This is a genomic window from Streptococcus mitis, assembly GCF_013305725.1.
GTDB lineage: Bacteria > Bacillota > Bacilli > Lactobacillales > Streptococcaceae > Streptococcus > Streptococcus mitis_BO.
In genome coordinates this window covers 1,525,118-1,541,696 of record NZ_CP047883.1, presented here as the reverse complement: position 1 = coordinate 1,541,696, position 16,579 = coordinate 1,525,118, and the positions used below count along the sequence as shown (strand labels likewise).

The 16,579-nt window shown below is 38.1% G+C and carries 14 protein-coding genes, 1 tRNA gene and 1 pseudogene; all 16 read left to right on the top strand.

Features of this window, described 5'->3' with window-relative positions; all coding sequences use genetic code 11:
* Nucleotides 1-279: 279 nt before the first annotated feature.
* The 16 genes and pseudogenes from M594_RS07530 to M594_RS07455 all read left to right on the top strand — a co-directional run bounded on the left by M594_RS07530 (nt 280) and on the right by M594_RS07455 (nt 16,406).
* Nucleotides 280-1,854, top strand: coding sequence for a DEAD/DEAH box helicase (locus M594_RS07530; RefSeq protein ID WP_173876409.1), 1,575 nt, complete (start codon nt 280-282; stop codon nt 1,852-1,854).
* A 255-nt stretch (nt 1,855-2,109) separates the two neighbouring features.
* The gene (gene codY / locus M594_RS07525) at nt 2,110-2,898 is read left to right on the top strand and encodes a GTP-sensing pleiotropic transcriptional regulator CodY (RefSeq protein ID WP_000940721.1); all 789 of its coding nucleotides are present in this window, start codon (nt 2,110-2,112) and stop codon (nt 2,896-2,898) included.
* Nucleotides 2,898-3,473: a cysteine hydrolase family protein gene (locus M594_RS07520; RefSeq protein ID WP_173876408.1), complete on the top strand. Its 576-nt coding sequence runs from the start codon at nt 2,898-2,900 to the stop codon at nt 3,471-3,473. Before codY ends, M594_RS07520 begins: the two co-directional genes overlap by 1 nt.
* A gap of 80 nt (nt 3,474-3,553) precedes the next feature.
* Nucleotides 3,554-3,639 (top strand) — tRNA-Leu (locus M594_RS07515).
* A gap of 136 nt (nt 3,640-3,775) precedes the next feature.
* Nucleotides 3,776-5,053 carry an ABC transporter permease gene (locus M594_RS07510; protein WP_173876407.1) on the top strand — a complete coding sequence of 426 codons (1,278 nt, stop codon included), beginning with the start codon at nt 3,776-3,778 and terminating at the stop codon, nt 5,051-5,053.
* Between the two features lie 126 nt (nt 5,054-5,179).
* Nucleotides 5,180-5,827: an ABC transporter ATP-binding subunit Vex2 gene (vex2, locus tag M594_RS07505; protein ID WP_000173725.1), complete on the top strand. Its 648-nt coding sequence runs from the start codon at nt 5,180-5,182 to the stop codon at nt 5,825-5,827.
* A 50-nt stretch (nt 5,828-5,877) separates the two neighbouring features.
* Nucleotides 5,878-7,257 carry an ABC transporter permease subunit Vex3 gene (vex3, locus tag M594_RS07500; RefSeq protein ID WP_173876406.1) on the top strand — a complete coding sequence of 460 codons (1,380 nt, stop codon included), beginning with the start codon at nt 5,878-5,880 and terminating at the stop codon, nt 7,255-7,257.
* Between the two features lie 142 nt (nt 7,258-7,399).
* Nucleotides 7,400-8,056: a response regulator transcription factor VncR gene (gene vncR, locus M594_RS07495; RefSeq protein WP_173876405.1), complete on the top strand. Its 657-nt coding sequence runs from the start codon at nt 7,400-7,402 to the stop codon at nt 8,054-8,056.
* Nucleotides 8,053-9,381, top strand: coding sequence for a sensor histidine kinase VncS (gene vncS, locus M594_RS07490; protein WP_173876404.1), 1,329 nt, complete (start codon nt 8,053-8,055; stop codon nt 9,379-9,381). Before vncR ends, vncS begins: the two co-directional genes overlap by 4 nt.
* A 140-nt stretch (nt 9,382-9,521) precedes the next feature.
* Nucleotides 9,522-10,403, top strand: a complete 882-nt coding sequence (locus tag M594_RS07485; protein WP_001019001.1) for a class II fructose-bisphosphate aldolase — start codon at nt 9,522-9,524, stop codon at nt 10,401-10,403.
* A 204-nt stretch (nt 10,404-10,607) separates the two neighbouring features.
* Nucleotides 10,608-11,050, top strand: a pseudogene (locus M594_RS07480) (DNA polymerase); the annotation flags it as partial.
* Nucleotides 11,047-11,409: a hypothetical protein gene (locus M594_RS07475; RefSeq protein ID WP_173876403.1), complete on the top strand. Its 363-nt coding sequence runs from the start codon at nt 11,047-11,049 to the stop codon at nt 11,407-11,409. The pseudogene M594_RS07480 and the gene M594_RS07475, both read left to right, overlap by 4 nt.
* Nucleotides 11,402-11,662 (top strand): DUF5960 family protein, encoded by a 261-nt coding sequence (locus tag M594_RS07470; protein WP_173876402.1) that lies wholly within the window; start codon nt 11,402-11,404, stop codon nt 11,660-11,662. Before M594_RS07475 ends, M594_RS07470 begins: the two co-directional genes overlap by 8 nt.
* Nucleotides 11,663-11,749: 87 nt before the next feature.
* Nucleotides 11,750-13,711 carry an HsdM family class I SAM-dependent methyltransferase gene (locus tag M594_RS07465; RefSeq protein ID WP_061589869.1) on the top strand — a complete coding sequence of 654 codons (1,962 nt, stop codon included), beginning with the start codon at nt 11,750-11,752 and terminating at the stop codon, nt 13,709-13,711.
* Entirely contained in the window at nt 13,698-14,708 is a 1,011-nt protein-coding gene (locus M594_RS07460; RefSeq protein ID WP_173876401.1) for a restriction endonuclease subunit S, read from the top strand. The genes M594_RS07465 and M594_RS07460 overlap by 14 nt, the downstream gene beginning before the upstream one ends.
* A gap of 3 nt (nt 14,709-14,711) precedes the next feature.
* On the top strand, nt 14,712-16,406 hold the full coding sequence (locus M594_RS07455) for a DUF262 domain-containing protein (protein WP_173876400.1): 1,695 nt from the start codon (nt 14,712-14,714) through the stop codon (nt 16,404-16,406).
* Nucleotides 16,407-16,579: the final 173 nt, after the last annotated feature.

Here is a 16,579-nt window from a genome sequence, read left to right as displayed (position 1 = left end):
GCACAATTCTGCTACGCTTTAAAAAAGTTTATGAAATAGTGGAAATTTCATCCTTATTTTCTCTGAAAAATCGTTTACATGAGTTTATCGATGGATTAGGCTATCTTTTGCTTCTCTCTTGTGTTATACTAGATAGGTTGCAAAGAAAACAGTACTTTTCTTTTGTGGAAAAGAAGCAACACGATTTTATATCCAGTATATGAAAATACGTCATAAAAAGAAAAGTATAAACTAAGCCCTATAGGGTGGCTTCGCACCACCTTTAGAAAGAAGAATATCGTGAAATTTAATGAATTAAACTTGTCTGCTGATTTGCTAGCAGAGATTGAAAAAGCTGGTTTTGTAGAAGCCAGTCCGATCCAAGAACAAACTATTCCCTTGGCTCTTGAAGGCAAGGACGTTATCGGTCAAGCTCAGACTGGTACAGGAAAAACTGCAGCCTTTGGTTTGCCTACCCTTGAAAAAATCCGTACAGAAGAAGCGACCATCCAAGCTTTGGTTATCGCTCCAACACGTGAACTTGCTGTCCAAAGTCAAGAAGAACTCTTCCGATTTGGTCGTAGTAAGGGAGTCAAAGTCCGCTCAGTATATGGCGGATCAAGCATTGAAAAACAAATTAAGGCTCTTAAATCTGGTGCCCATATCGTGGTGGGAACTCCAGGTCGTCTCTTGGACTTGATTAAACGCAAGGCCTTGAAATTACAAGATATTGAAACTCTTATCCTTGACGAAGCGGATGAAATGCTCAACATGGGCTTCCTTGAAGATATCGAAGCTATCATTTCTCGTGTCCCTGAAAACCGTCAAACCTTACTTTTCTCAGCAACTATGCCAGATGCCATCAAACGTATCGGTGTTCAGTTTATGAAAGAACCTGAGCATGTGAAGATTGCGGCTAAGGAATTGACAACAGAATTGGTTGACCAATACTATATCCGAGTTAAAGAGCAAGAAAAATTTGATACCATGACTCGTCTCATGGATGTGGAACAACCAGAACTTGCTATCGTATTTGGTCGTACAAAACGTCGTGTAGATGAATTGACTCGTGGTCTTAAAATCCGTGGCTTCCGTGCAGAAGGAATTCATGGAGACCTAGACCAAAACAAACGTCTTCGTGTCCTTCGTGACTTTAAAAATGGCAATCTTGATGTTTTGGTTGCGACAGACGTTGCAGCACGTGGGTTGGATATTTCAGGTGTGACCCATGTCTATAACTACGATATTCCACAAGATCCTGAAAGTTATGTTCACCGTATCGGTCGCACAGGTCGTGCCGGTAAGTCAGGTCAGTCTATTACTTTCGTATCACCAAATGAAATGGGCTACCTCCAAATCATTGAGAATTTGACTAAGAAACGCATGAAAGGTCTCAAACCTGCAAGTGCAGAAGAAGCATTTCAAGCTAAAAAACACGTAGCTCTCAAGAAAATTGAACGTGATTTTGCAGATGAGACTATCCGTGCCAACTTTGAGAAATTTGGTAAGGATGCTCGTAAGCTAGCTGCCGAATTTACTCCAGAAGAATTGGCAATGTATATCTTGAGTCTGACTGTTCAAGATCCAGATAGTCTTCCTGAAGTGGAGATTGCGCGTGAAAAACCACTGCCATTTAAACCATCAGGTAATGGATTCGGTGTTAAAGCTAAGGGAGGTCGTGGAGGCCGTCGTGGGGATGACCGTCGAGACCGTGATCGCCGTGGCAATGGTCGTCGTGATGATTTCAAAAAAGGAAGTCGTGGCAATGATCGTTTTGATAAGGAAAAACGTTACCGTAAGGATAATAAAAAACCACGCAATACTTCAAGCGAAAAGCAAACAGGATTTGTGATTCGTAACAAAGGCGATAAATAAGAAAAAGCGGTTCAAAATGAATCGCTTTTTTATATAAGGAGACCGAATGGAAAAGAAAGATAAATAAAATAGATATATTATCTTCTTGTAATATTATGATACACAAAAATAGGGAGCTTGTCAATAGAAAAGAAGCAATTTAATTAAAAATATTCTTGTTTTTTCAAATTGCAATTAAATAAGCAATTTTCAGATAATAATTGAAAATTCAAGCTGTTTATGTTATAATGATAGCGATTAAATTCGAGGTGAAAAATGGCACATTTATTAGAAAAAACTAGAAAAATTACTTCTATCCTGAAGCGCTCAGACGAGCAGTTGCAGGAAGAACTTCCCTACAATGCGATTACCCGTCAATTGGCAGATATTATTGACTGTAACGCCTGTATCGTCAATAGCAAGGGACGTCTCCTTGGCTATTTTATGCGTTACAAAACCAATACAGATCGTGTAGAGCAATTCTTCCAAACTAAAATTTTCCCGGATGACTACATTCAAGGTGCGAACATGATCTACGATACAGAAGCCAATCTGACAGTTGATCATGATTTAAGTATTTTTCCTGTGGAAAGTCGTGCCGACTTTCCAGACGGTTTGACGACTATTGCACCGATTCATGTATCAGGGATTCGCCTTGGTTCTTTGATTATTTGGCGTAATGATAAAAAATTCGAAGACGAGGACTTGATTCTTGTTGAGATTGCGAGTACCGTTGTTGGGATTCAACTCCTCAACTTCCAGCGTGAAGAAGATGAGAAAAATATCCGTCGCCGTACTGCTGTTACCATGGCGGTTAATACTCTGTCTTACTCCGAACTTCGTGCTGTTTCAGCCATTTTAGGGGAATTAAATGGAAATGAAGGGCAGTTGACTGCGTCTGTGATTGCAGACCGTATTGGAATAACCCGTTCTGTGATTGTCAATGCTCTTCGTAAACTTGAGTCTGCAGGAATTATTGAAAGTCGCTCACTTGGAATGAAGGGAACCTATCTTAAGGTCTTGATTTCAGATATTTTTGAAGAAGTGAAGAAAAGAGATTACTAATGACTAAGGCTTTAATTTCGATTGATTATACAGAAGATTTTGTTGCTGATAGTGGAAAATTGACAGCAGGCGCTCCAGCTCAGGCGATTTCGGATGCCATCAGCAAGGTAACTAGATTAGCTTTTGAACGAGGAGATTACATCTTCTTTACAATAGATGCTCACGAAGAAAACGATTGTTTCCATCCAGAAAGCAAGCTATTTCCTCCTCACAATTTGATTGGGACTAGTGGACGCAATTTATACGGAGATTTGGGGACCTTTTATCAAGAGCATGGTTCAGACAGTCGTGTCTTTTGGATGGATAAACGCCATTACTCAGCTTTTTCAGGGACTGACCTGGATATCCGTTTGAGAGAGCGTCGGGTTCAGACAGTCATTTTAACAGGAGTCTTGACAGATATCTGTGTCCTACATACAGCTATAGATGCCTATAATCTTGGATATGAGATTGAGATTGTTAAACCATCTGTTGCTTCCATCTGGCCTGAAAATCACCAATTTGCCCTAGGGCATTTCAAAAATACACTTGGAGCTAAGTTAGTAGATGAAAATCTAAATGAACTTTCTGAGTAATTTGGTTGATGAAATGAAAAAAATTGAAAAAAAGTGTTGACAAGCATCCCAAAAGTTGATATACTAGTAAAGTAATCGACGCGGGGATGGCGGAATTGGCAGACGCGCAGGACTAAGGATCCTGTGACCGCTTTAGGTCGTGAGGGTTCAAGTCCCTCTCTCCGCATAGGATAAGAGTTAGCTGAGGCTAGCTCTTTTTTTATCTAATTTACGTAGAGCAAAAAATTTTTGCTCTTTTTTTGGATTTCATAAACATTTCATATTTGGATTTTATAATAGTCTTACAAATATGGAGGTGACAAATGAATCCGATCCAAAGAGCTTGGGCTTATGTCAGCAGAAAACGACTGAGAAGTTTTATTTTATTTCTGATTTTATTGGTCCTATTGGCCGGAATTTCAGCCTGTTTGACGCTGATGAAGTCCAACAAAACAGTTGAAACCAATCTTTACAAATCACTCAATACATCTTTTTCTATTAAGAAGATAGAGAACGGTCAGACTTTCAAGTTGTCAGATATAGCATCTGTAAGCAAGATTAAGGGACTGGAAAATATTTCTCCTGAACTCGAGACGGTCGCAAAACTAAAAGACAAGGAAGCAGTGAGTGGCGAGCAGAGTGTGGAGCGTGATGATTTGTCAGCTGCGGATAAGAACTTGGTCAGCTTAACGGCTCTTGAGGATTCATCCAAGGATGTCACATTTACCAGCTCGGCTTTCAATCTAAAAGAAGGGCGACACCTTCAAAAAGGGGATTCCAAGAAAATTCTTATTCACGAAGAGTTGGCTAAGAAGAATGGTATTTCGCTTCATGACAAGCTTGGCTTTGACGCTGGACAGTCTGAAGCTGGTAAAGGACAAACTGTCGAGTTTGAAATCGTCGGAATCTTCTCTGGTAAAAAACAAGAGAAATTCACAGGCTTATCTTCCGACTTCAGTGAAAACCAGGTCTTTACAGACTATGAAAGTAGCCAAACCCTTTTAGGAAATAGTGAACCTCAAGTCAGTGCTGCTCGCTTCTATGTAGAAAATCCTAAGGAAATGGACGGGCTCATGAAGCAAGTGGAAAACTTGGCTTTAGAAAGTCAAGGCTACCAAGTCGAGAAGGAAAATAAGGCCTTTGAACAAATCAAGGACTCAGTAGCAACCTTCCAAACCTTCCTCACCATCTTCCTTTATGGGATGTTGATAGCAGGAGCTGGGGCCTTAATTTTAGTCTTGTCTCTCTGGTTGAGAGAAAGGGTCTACGAAGTGGGGATTCTTCTGGCACTTGGAAAAGGCAAGAGTTCAATCTTCCTACAGTTCTGTTTAGAGGTAGTTTTGGTATCTCTCGGTGCTTTGCTTCCAGCATTTGTTGCAGGAAACGCCATCACCTCTTATCTACTCCAAACTGTCTTAGCCAGTGGAGATCAGGCAAGCTTACAAGATACACTAGCCAAAGCAAGCAGTCTATCAACCAGCATCCTATCTTTTGCAGAATCCTATGTTTTTCTAGTTCTGCTTAGTTGCTTATCTGTAGCCCTTTGTTTCCTATTCTTATTTAGAAAATCGCCTAAGAAAATTTTATCATCTATTAGTTAATACTCTTCGAAAAACTCTTCAAACCGCGTCAGCTTTAGCTGCAACCTCAAAACAGTGTTTTGAGCAACCTGCGGCTAGCTTCCTAGTTTAATCTTTGATTTTCATTGAGTATAAGAAGGAGAAATCATGACTTTATTACAATTGCAAGACCTTACCTACCGTTATAAGAACACTGCTGAAGCAGTCCTATATCAGATCAATTATAATTTTGAACCCGGGAAATTTTACAGTATTATTGGTGAGTCAGGAGCAGGAAAATCCACACTCTTGTCCCTACTTGCTGGTCTAGATAGTCCTGTTGAAGGTTCTATCCTTTTTCAAGGAGAGGATATTCGTAAGAAGGGTTATTCTTACCATCGCATGCACCATATTTCCCTGGTCTTTCAAAATTATAACTTGATAGATTATCTTTCTCCACTGGAAAATATCCGCTTGGTCAATAAAAAGGCAAGCAAGGATACACTGCTTGAACTTGGTTTGGATGAAAGTCAGATCAAGCGGAATGTTCTCCAGTTATCAGGGGGTCAACAGCAACGTGTTGCCATTGCTCGTAGTTTGGTATCAGAAGCTCCAGTTATTCTAGCGGATGAGCCAACAGGAAATCTGGACCCTAAAACTGCTGGAGATATTGTCGAACTGCTCAAATCACTTGCCCAGAAAACAGGTAAATGTGTCATCGTCGTAACCCACAGTAAAGAAGTGGCTCAAGCGTCAGATATTACACTTGAGTTGAAGGATAAGAAACTGACTGAAACTCGTAACACTACAAAATAAGATGAGCTTGTTTTGATAGAATTATTAAATCAAATCTAGAAAGGGAACATATGTTACACAACGCATTTGCCTATGTTACAAGGAAGTTTTTCAAATCGATTGTCATCTTCCTGATTATTCTCCTCATGGCGAGCTTGAGTTTGGTCGGCTTATCGATCAAGGGAGCTACTGCCAAAGCTTCTCAGGAGACCTTTAAAAATATCACCAACAGCTTCTCCATGCAAATCAATCGTCGCGTCAATCAAGGAACGCCACGTGGTGCTGGGAATATTAAGGGTGAGGACATCAAAAAAATCACCGAAAACAAGGCCATTGAGTCTTATGTGAAACGCATCAACGCTATCGGAGATTTGACTGGATATGACCTTATCGAAACGCCAGAAACCAAGAAAAATCTGACTCCTGACCGTGCCAAACATTTTGGAAGTAGCTTAATGATTACAGGTGTCAATGACTCCTCTAAAGAAGACAAGTTTGTCTCTGGTTCTTATAAACTGGTTGAAGGAGAGCACTTAACAAACGACGACAAGGACAAAATCCTCCTGCACAAGGACTTGGCAGCCAAACACGGCTGGAAAGTCGGGGATAAGGTTAAACTGGACTCCAATATCTACGATGCAGACAATGAAAAAGGAGCCAAGGAAACAGTCGAAGTGACAATCAAGGGACTCTTTGATGGTCACAATAAGTCGGCAGTAACCTACTCACAAGAACTATACGAGAACACAGCTATCACAGACATCCATACGGCTGCTAAACTTTATGGCTACACAGAAGACACAGCTATTTATGGGGACGCAACCTTCTTTGTAACAGCGGACAAGAACTTGGATGATGTTATGAAAGAGTTGAATGGCATCAGTGGTATCAACTGGAAGAGTTATACACTCGTTAAGAGCTCCTCTAACTACCCAGCTCTTGAGCAATCTATCTCTGGTATGTACAAGATGGCCAACCTCCTCTTCTGGGGTAGCTTGAGCTTCTCAGTCCTTCTCCTTGCCCTCTTGCTCAGCCTTTGGATCAATGCTCGTCGCAAGGAAGTGGGAATTCTCCTCTCTATCGGTCTCAAGCAGGCAAGTATCTTGGGTCAATTCATTACTGAATCGATTTTGATTGCAGTCCCTGCTCTTGTTTCTGCTTACTTCTTAGCTACTTACACAGCGCGTGCAATCGGAAACACTGTCCTAGCCAATGTTACTTCAGGTGTTGCCAAACAGGCTAGCAAGGCGGCTCAAGCCTCTAACCTTGGTGGTGGTGCAGAAGTAGATGGTTTTAGTAAGACCTTGTCGAGCCTAGATATTTCTATTCAGACATCAGACTTTATCATCGTCTTTGTCCTTGCCTTGGTTCTAGTGGTTCTCGTTATGGCGCTTGCTTCAAGCAATCTCCTTAGAAAACAACCAAAAGAACTCTTGCTGGATAGCGAATAACAAACTTGCTACCTATTCTCTCCTAAATGGGGTATAATATAGGTAGCATTTTTATCTATTTTATCTTGATAAGGCCTCTTCCTTTCAGGATGAAATTGAGATGATTTACAAGAAATTTAAAGGAATGTGAAACGTTTTTTCTATGAAAATTTTAATTGTAGAAGATGAAGAGATGATCCGTGAGGGGGTCAGTGACTATTTGACGGATTGTGGTTATGAAACCATTGAGGCAGCGGACGGACAAGAAGCCTTGGAGCAATTTTCTAGCTATGAGGTGGCCCTGATTTTACTGGATATCCAGATGCCCAAACTCAATGGCTTAGAAGTTCTAGCTGAGATTCGTAAGACTAGTCAGGTCCCTGTCCTGATGTTGACCGCCTTTCAGGATGAGGAATACAAGATGAGTGCTTTTGCTTCTCTGGCAGATGGATATCTGGAAAAGCCTTTTTCTCTGTCCCTCTTAAAAGTAAGAGTAGACGCGATTTTCAAGCGCTATTATGATACAGGACGAATCTTCTCCTATAAAGATGCCAGGGTGGATTTTGAGAGCTACAGTGCCAGCCTAGCAGGTCAAGAAGTGGCTATCAATGCCAAAGAGTTGGAAATTCTGGACTATCTGGTGAAAAATGAAGGACGGGCCTTGACTCGGTCTCAGATAATCGATGCCGTCTGGAAGGCGACAGATGAGGTTCCCTTTGACCGTGTCATTGATGTTTATATCAAGGAACTGCGGAAAAAGCTAGACTTGGACTGCATCCTCACTGTGCGCAATGTTGGTTATAAATTGGAGCGAAAATGAAACGAACAGGTTTATTTACAAAGATATTTATCTATACCTTCTCGATTTTTAGTGTTCTGGTTATCTGCCTTCATTTGGCTATTTATTTTCTTTTTCCTTCGACTTATCTGAGTCATCGTCAGGAAACCATTGGCCAGAAAGTGACAGCCATTGCCCAGTCCCTAGAAGGTAAGGATAGGCAGAGCATCGAGAAAGTGTTAGACTTGTATTCTAAGACTAGTGATATCAAGGGGGTCGTTAAGGGCGAGATGACCGAGGACAAGTTAGAAATCAAGAACAGTCTTCCTCTGGACACAGACCGCCAGACAACCTCTCTTTTTATCGAGGAGCGCGAGGTGACAACGCAGGACGGTGGTACCATGACTCTCCAGTTTTTAGCGTCCATGGATTTGCAAAAGGAAGCAGAGCAAATCAGTCTCCAGTTTCTTCCCTATACCTTGCTGGCATCCTTTCTGATTTCCCTCTTGGTGGCCTATATCTATGCTCGGACCATTGTTGCTCCGATTTTGGAAATCAAGCGGGTGACTCGTAGAATGATGGAGCTGGATTCCCAAGTGAGATTGTGCGTGGATTCCAAGGATGAGATCGGCGATCTCAAGGAACAAATCAATAGCCTCTACCAGCATCTTTTGACTGTCATTGCGGACTTGCATGACAAGAATGAAGCCATTCTCCAGCTGGAAAAGATGAAGGTCGAATTTTTGCGAGGGGCTTCTCATGAATTGAAAACACCGCTGGCTAGTTTGAAAATCCTGCTCGAAAATATGAAAGAAAATATCGGTCGCTATAAGGATAGAGACCACTATCTGGGAGTTGCCTTGGGGATTGTGGATGAGCTCAATCACCATGTTCTACAGATACTTTCTCTCTCTTCTGTGCAGGAATTGCGAGACGATAGGGAACAAATTGACTTACACCAGATGACGCAAAGTCTGCTTAAGGATTATGCTTTACTAGCCAAGGATAGAGAGCTCCAGATAGACAATAGTTTGACTCATCAGCAGGCTTATCTAAATCCATCTGTCATGAAGTTGATTATGTCTAACCTTATCAGTAATGCTATTAAGCACTCTGTTCCAGGTGGCTTGGTTCAAATTGGCGAAAGAGAAGGGGAACTCTTTATCGAGAATAGCTGTAGTCCTGAAGAACAAGAAAAACTGGCTCAGTCTTTTTCTGATAATGCTAGTCGTAAGGCCAAGGGGTCTGGGATGGGGCTCTTTGTTGTTAAAAGTTTATTAGAACATGAAAAATTAGCTTATCGTTTTGAAATGCAGGAGAATCGTTTAACTTTCTTTATAGCTTTTCCAAAAGTTGCTCAAGACTAGGCAGAGAAAGGGTTTACATAGATGAAGCTAGAAGAAATTCAATTGAAACTGCGGGAAAAACTAGATTTTTTTGTCAAAAAGTGATAAAATGAACAATGTAAATGGGATGACCCATAAAAATATACAGGAGGCCTGATAAAATGGCAATCGTTTCAGCAGAAAAATTTGTCCAAGCAGCTCGTGACAACGGTTATGCAGTTGGTGGATTTAACACAAACAACCTTGAGTGGACTCAAGCTATCTTGCGCGCAGCAGAAGCTAAAAAAGCTCCAGTTTTGATCCAAACTTCAATGGGTGCTGCTAAATACATGGGTGGTTACAAAGTTGCTCGCAACTTGATCGCTAACCTTGTTGAATCAATGGGTATCACTGTACCAGTAGCTATCCACCTTGACCACGGTCACTACGAAGATGCACTTGAGTGTATCGAAGTTGGTTACACTTCAATCATGTTTGACGGTTCACACCTTCCAGTTGAAGAAAACCTTAAATTGGCTAAAGAAGTTGTTGAAAAAGCACACGCTAAAGGTATCTCAGTAGAAGCTGAAGTTGGTACTATCGGTGGTGAAGAAGACGGAATCATCGGTAAGGGTGAATTGGCTCCAATCGAAGACGCTAAAGCAATGGTTGAGACTGGTATCGACTTCTTGGCAGCTGGTATCGGAAACATCCACGGTCCTTACCCAGCAAACTGGGAAGGTCTTGACCTTGACCACTTGCAAAAATTGACAGAAGCTCTTCCAGGCTTCCCAATCGTATTGCACGGTGGATCAGGTATTCCTGATGAGCAAATCCAAGCAGCTATCAAACTTGGTGTTGCTAAAGTTAACGTTAACACTGAATGCCAAATCGCATTCGCTAACGCAACTCGTAAATTTGCTCGTGACTACGAAGCAAACGAAGCAGAATACGACAAGAAGAAACTCTTCGACCCACGTAAATTCTTGGCTGACGGTGTAAAAGCTATCCAAGCATCAGTTGAAGAACGTATCGACGTATTCGGTTCAGAAGGTAAAGCTTAAGAAGTTTGTAAAAGCTTGATATAACAGGGTTTATCCGATTTGGATAAACCTTTTTCTTTATTTTGCCACAAATTTGCCACACTTATTTTGTTAACGAATCTAAAACAGGAATGATTAGATTTTTTGTTTTTTATGTAACGTGCAAATAGATATCTGTAATACGATTTCCTCTTGTGTATGCTATAAAATCTTGAATTGCTTTGAAAAATGGCAGAACAGGTCGCTATTCGTCGTAGACGAGCAGGTAAGAAACTAACTGTTGTCTCTATTCATGTAGGCTATTCCAAATAGGAAAATAAAAAATCAATCAACTTACAAAAAAGATTGAACCAACTAATTAGACGGGTATGCTAACTAATGTGGTTTTACAGTTATTTCATCAGAAATACAGTTCAGGTGCCGTAAGGAACGTTGCCGTCAACTATTCAGGTCTAGTGAATGAATCGTTTGAACTAGTTTCTTTATTTGATGATGTTGAAAAAATAGAAAAAGAAGAAAGGCTCCAATCAGCGATTGACATCATCCGAGATCAGTTTGGGTTCTCTTCACTTTTAAAAGCCAATGCCCTTGAGTCAGCATCAAGAAGCATTGTTAGAAGTAAACTAATCGGAGGTCATTCTGCTGGTGAACTAGATGGTTTAAAATGATTGAACGTTCATATTTGCCCTATCAGTCTGCCCGAGAATATCAAGACTCAGGTATGCAAAAGTGGATGGGCTTCTTTTTATCTGAACATACCACATCACTAGGGGAAGAGAAATATCGTGTCGATCTAACTAGTGACTTGAACAGAACAGAAAAATTATTGTTACTTTCTCAGGTTTATGTTGGGAATTTAAAGGGTCGCTTTATAGTCAAACAAAAAACTCAAAAAGTAACTTTGATTGGTGAAGTGAGAGAAATTTCAGCAAAAGAAGTATCCATCAAGACCTATGAAGGATACCGATTGATTCAAGTGGAAGACTTCTTGAGCATACAGTTATTAGAAGAGGTTACCTATGAGTAGAAAAGAACTCTATGAGAATAGATTACAGATGGACTATTTCTCAGACAACTATATTCGATTTGAAGAAGACTTCCAGAAGTATTCTTCAATGGATGTTCCATTAACTTTTCTAGTTGATGACATCCTTAGAACAATGGCAATGAATCAGAAAAACTACTTCAAACTTAATAAAGAGAATTCTAAGGATGGGCGAGATCATTATTTTCATTTTGAAGTGAGTGAAAGTCAATTAATAAGAAAATTAAGTATATAAATATGCAAAGAAAGTAGCAATTTTTTAAGTAATTTGCTACTTTCTTTGATATAATGGGAGATGATAAACTTAAGGAAGTGAAAAACTATGGCCAATGAAGCAACAGCAACTGATCAATATGTTAGAAGAGAGATAGAAAAATTTGGTGTCCGATATGATGAGCAAGGTTCTTCTCATCCAGAAATTGCTAAAGCACTAAAAGGAGCTAGCAAACAAGGTAAATCTGGAGTTGGAAAGCCTGAATTTGTTATGCAGATTTTAGATTATCTTATTGTGATTGAAGATAAAAGGGACAGTGATAAACTTATTAAACTTACCGAGGATGGTTCTATTGCTAAAGACATTCCATCATTGTCAGGTTTTGCTGTAAATGGTGCTGTACACTACGCAAACCATATCGTAACGAAAACAAGCTCTTTTGATGAAGTAATCGCAATAGGTATTACTGGAGATGAGGAATTTCATAGCATTCAACCTATATTGGTTTCTATCACTGAAGAAGGAATTACTGAAAAAGAACTTCCAAAGTTAACTGATCTTCAGGAACTTCATCCAAACAATATAAATGAATGGTATTCAGTAAATGTACTTAATGAATACTCTATTGAGCAAAAACGTATTTTTGAATTACAAAATGTTTCAAAAGAACTACATGAAGATTTACGAAACTACGCTTCGCTCGAAGGTGAGAATAAAGCAACAGTAATTTCTGCAATTCTTTTAGCCCTTAATGAGGAAGATTTTGATATTAAAAAATTGACAGGTAATAAGTATCCTAAAAAAACTGATGGTACAGAGGATAAAACAAGACCAGCAATTGATAATGATGGAATGAGAATTCTAAAAGCAGTTAAAGATTACATTGCATCTGAAGGTGTTATGCCAGAAGACAAGGTCAATATTCTTCTCAATAAGTTCTCATTTTTAGCAACGAATGTTCGACTAAATGAAAAAAACGAAACATTAGGAGTTACACCGCTTCATTATTTTACTAAAAAACTACAAGATAAAGTTATCCATCACTTTAAACAAAATACAGATTACGATATTTTAGGCAATTTCTATGGTGAGTTTGTAAAATATGGTGGTAGTGATGGAAATGGTCTTGGAATCGTTTTGACACCTCATCATATTACAACGCTTATGACGGAATTGATTAATGTGTTGCCAACCGATTACGTGTTAGATCCTGCTTGCGGTAGTGGTGCTTTTTTGATTTCTGCAATGAATAGAATGACTAAGCTAGCAAAAGATGAGGACGAAATCAAACATATTAAACAGCATCAACTACTGGGGATAGAGTTGCAGGAAAAGATGTTCACCGTAGCGACAACGAACATGATTCTACGAGGGGATGGCAAAAGTAATCTACAGTTAAATGATATGTTTTCTGTTACCGGTGAAGAGATCCAAAAGCAGAGAGTAAATAAAATCTTGTTTAATCCCCCGTATTCCCAAGGGAAAACAGATAAAACCCTAACAGAAATTAATTTTATTCGCCATGCGTTAGATATGCTGGTGACTGGGGGGAAACTAGCGGTTATTGTCCCTCAATCAACTATGGTTGGTAAATCTAAGGAAGAAAAGGAATATAAGAAAAAAATTCTTGAAAAACATACTTTAGATATAGTAATTACTGTAAATAAAGATACTTTCCATGGAGTGGGGACTAATCCTGTTATTGCAGTTTTTGAGGCAGGAAAACCACATGATATTGATAGAAAAAAAGTTAAATTTATTAATTTTGAGGAGGATGGTTTTGTTGTAAGAAAACACATCGGTTTGGTTGATGATGGTAACGCAAAAGAAAGGAGACGTTACTTGTTTGATGTTATTAATGGAGATGAAGAAAATTACACGACTAAGTTTATGGTGAAATCGACAATCCAAGCAGAAGATGAATGGTTACACAGTTTTTACTATTTCAATGATGAGATACCAAGTGCTGCTGATTTTGAAAAGACTATTGCAGATTATCTGAGTTTTCAATTTGATATGTATGCTCATGGCAGAGGATATTTATTTGAGGTGAATGATGATAAGAAATAAAAAATGGGGGACCTTTTTACTAGGTGATGAAAAAGTTTTTACACTTCATTCGACATTGAATGGAATAGATAAAAATAAACTAATTGATGATGGTGAAAAAATTTTTCCATATATTACTCGCTCCAAAAGTAACAATGGATTAGATATGTTTGTATCCAAACAATCATATCCAATAAATAAGGGAAATGTTATCATAATTGGTTTGGATACTCAAACAGTTTTTTACCAAGAAGCGGATTTTTATACTGGTCAAAACGTCCAACTTCTCTATAATGAATATTTAAATAAAAATGTTGCAATGTTTTTGATTCCTATTATTAAGAAACAATTAGAGGTTTTGAACTGGGGAGGGAATGGAGCAACTTTAGGTAGGCTTAAGAAAAAAAGAGTGTCTCTACCAATTACAGATCTTGGCTTTCCTGATTGGAATTTTATGGGAGAATATGTTCAAAACAAATTAAATAAGATCAATAATAATTATCAGCTTCCTAAACAGCATATAATTACTGATTTTAGAGAATTAGATGAAGTTGAGTGGGGAGAGTATTTAGTTTCAGACTATTTTGATATTATTAAATCAAAAATAGATCATGAAACTCCATTGCCTTATATATCGGCAAAAAAAGAATTTAATGGTTTCAAGAGTTGGGAACTTTCGCCTAAAAATTTTTACCCGAGAAACACCATTTCATGGAATAAGATAGGTGATGGGGGGGCAGGATTAGCTTACTTTCATCCATATGACTATTCCATGGATGATATTAACTGTATTTCTATAAAATCGAAAGATGAACTTGACGAATATTGTAATTTATTTATTGTGAGAATGCTTTCTCAATATTTTGGAGTATTTAATCATGGGCATACATTATCAAAAAGAAGATTTCTGAGAACAAAAATAATGTTACCTACAAAGAATAAATTACCTGATTTTCAATTCATGGAACAATACATGAAGCGAATGGAAAATCGCATAATACAAAAGATGGAACAATAACACATGGATATCAATGTTGCACAAGAAAGTACAATCAAAAATTTATTTTCGACATTTTTAACTAAGGACGAGCAGATTTGCTACTTCTCGATTCCTCTTTATCAGCGAAAGTATTCATGGAGTGAAAAGCAATGGGAAGAGTTGTTTTCTGATCTCTGTCATTCATTTGCTAAAGCAGATATGAATACTGACTATTGGGGAAACATTATTGTTTATAAGAAGGATTCAGAAAACAACTATGAATTGGTTGACGGTCAGCAAAGAATTATTACCTTGCTGTTATTAATTGCTTCTCTCGGGAGTATTGAAAAAAACGATGGATATCTTCCTTTGAAATTTAACGATGAACAAAATAGTGTTTGGGTTAAAATTGCTGAAAATTCAAGGCTTACGCAAGATGAAAAGCGTCATCCATTCAATAGAGCTAAAAATTATTTTACTACTTTAGTTTCTGAAAAAGAAGTTGACAAACAGGCATTATTAGATCATTTGTTAAGAACGAAGATATCTGTAATAATTGTCAATGACGAACTAGAGAGTAACTTACTTTTCGGCAGATTAAATACTCGTGGTATTTCGTTGAATGATGTTGATTTAATTAAGCACAGTCTATTTTATGCTACAGAAAGAAGATTGCCTCCAACTGGGGATGATGTTGTCTTGCAAAAATGGAATAATTTGGTTCAAACAACCAGTCAAATGAATATCTCTATCGATGAATTTATTTCGAAGTGGTGGGAGATACACTATGAACTTTCAGAACATAGCCTATATACTTCCTTTCTTGATGAATTAGATACCTCTGAATATCTCAATTTTTTAGATTCTTTATTATCAGTCGCAACAGAAATTAAAGAATTAAAAATTAATTCAGGAACAGATAATAAAATTGGAAGAAATTTGAAGTGGTTGCTTAAGATTTCTCCTTCTAGACAGTTATTACCTATAATTATCTCGATACAAGAAACATCTTTTGGGAGACATGCTAAAGTGTCGCTTTTTGAGTTGCTAACTGTATTTGAATTTATTCGAGCTATTTCTCCTCAAACTGATTTTAGTAATCTAGAGGAAGAATACCTGAGGTTTAGCAAAACACTGTTAAGTGAAGTCACAGGAAAGCCGCTGTCTGAGCGAGAAATTATGGTTGAAATTAAAAAGTTAAAAGTAAAGATGCGCGAATTATTGCCTGACCTTGAAGATTTCTTGAATAATTTTACCAAATTAAGATGGGATGATAGTGATCGCTGGGAAGGTTCTGGACATGAAAAAATGTTATCTACATATGCCATCTATACACTAAACAATTGGCTAGATGTCATAAATCATGGTGCAGGAGCTGAATATCGAACCAGAGATGATGATGAATACTCTATTGAGCATATCAGAGCGAAAAAAAATGCTACAAACGGAGAACTGTCTCCAGAATATTTGATTGGGAATCTTGTAGTTTTCGAAAAGCAACCAAATAATGATTTAGGAGATGTTGATGTTGGTGAAAAGATTTCAGCATATCGTAAGTCAAGTTACCCTCAAATGAAAGAACTAATTTTTAAAAATAAAAGGAAACATACTCAGTCCTATAGAACTAAGTATGCAATGGAATGGGATATTAAAGATTTTACTATTGCTGCAATTGAAAATAGAGGAAGGTATTTGGCTAATGCTTTTTATGATAAAGTTTTAGAATTATTAGAATAAAGCTATTAGATTGCTTTTTTTACCCCCCTCTATTAATGTGATAACAAAAAAACGCTTCATTTTTTTGGTGTTTTAAGGAAACGATCAAGCCAGAATTTTGGATTAAAAGTATGATTTTAAGAGAGGAATCTCTAATTTCATAAACTTTAAGCAAACGCTTGCATTCCATTTCT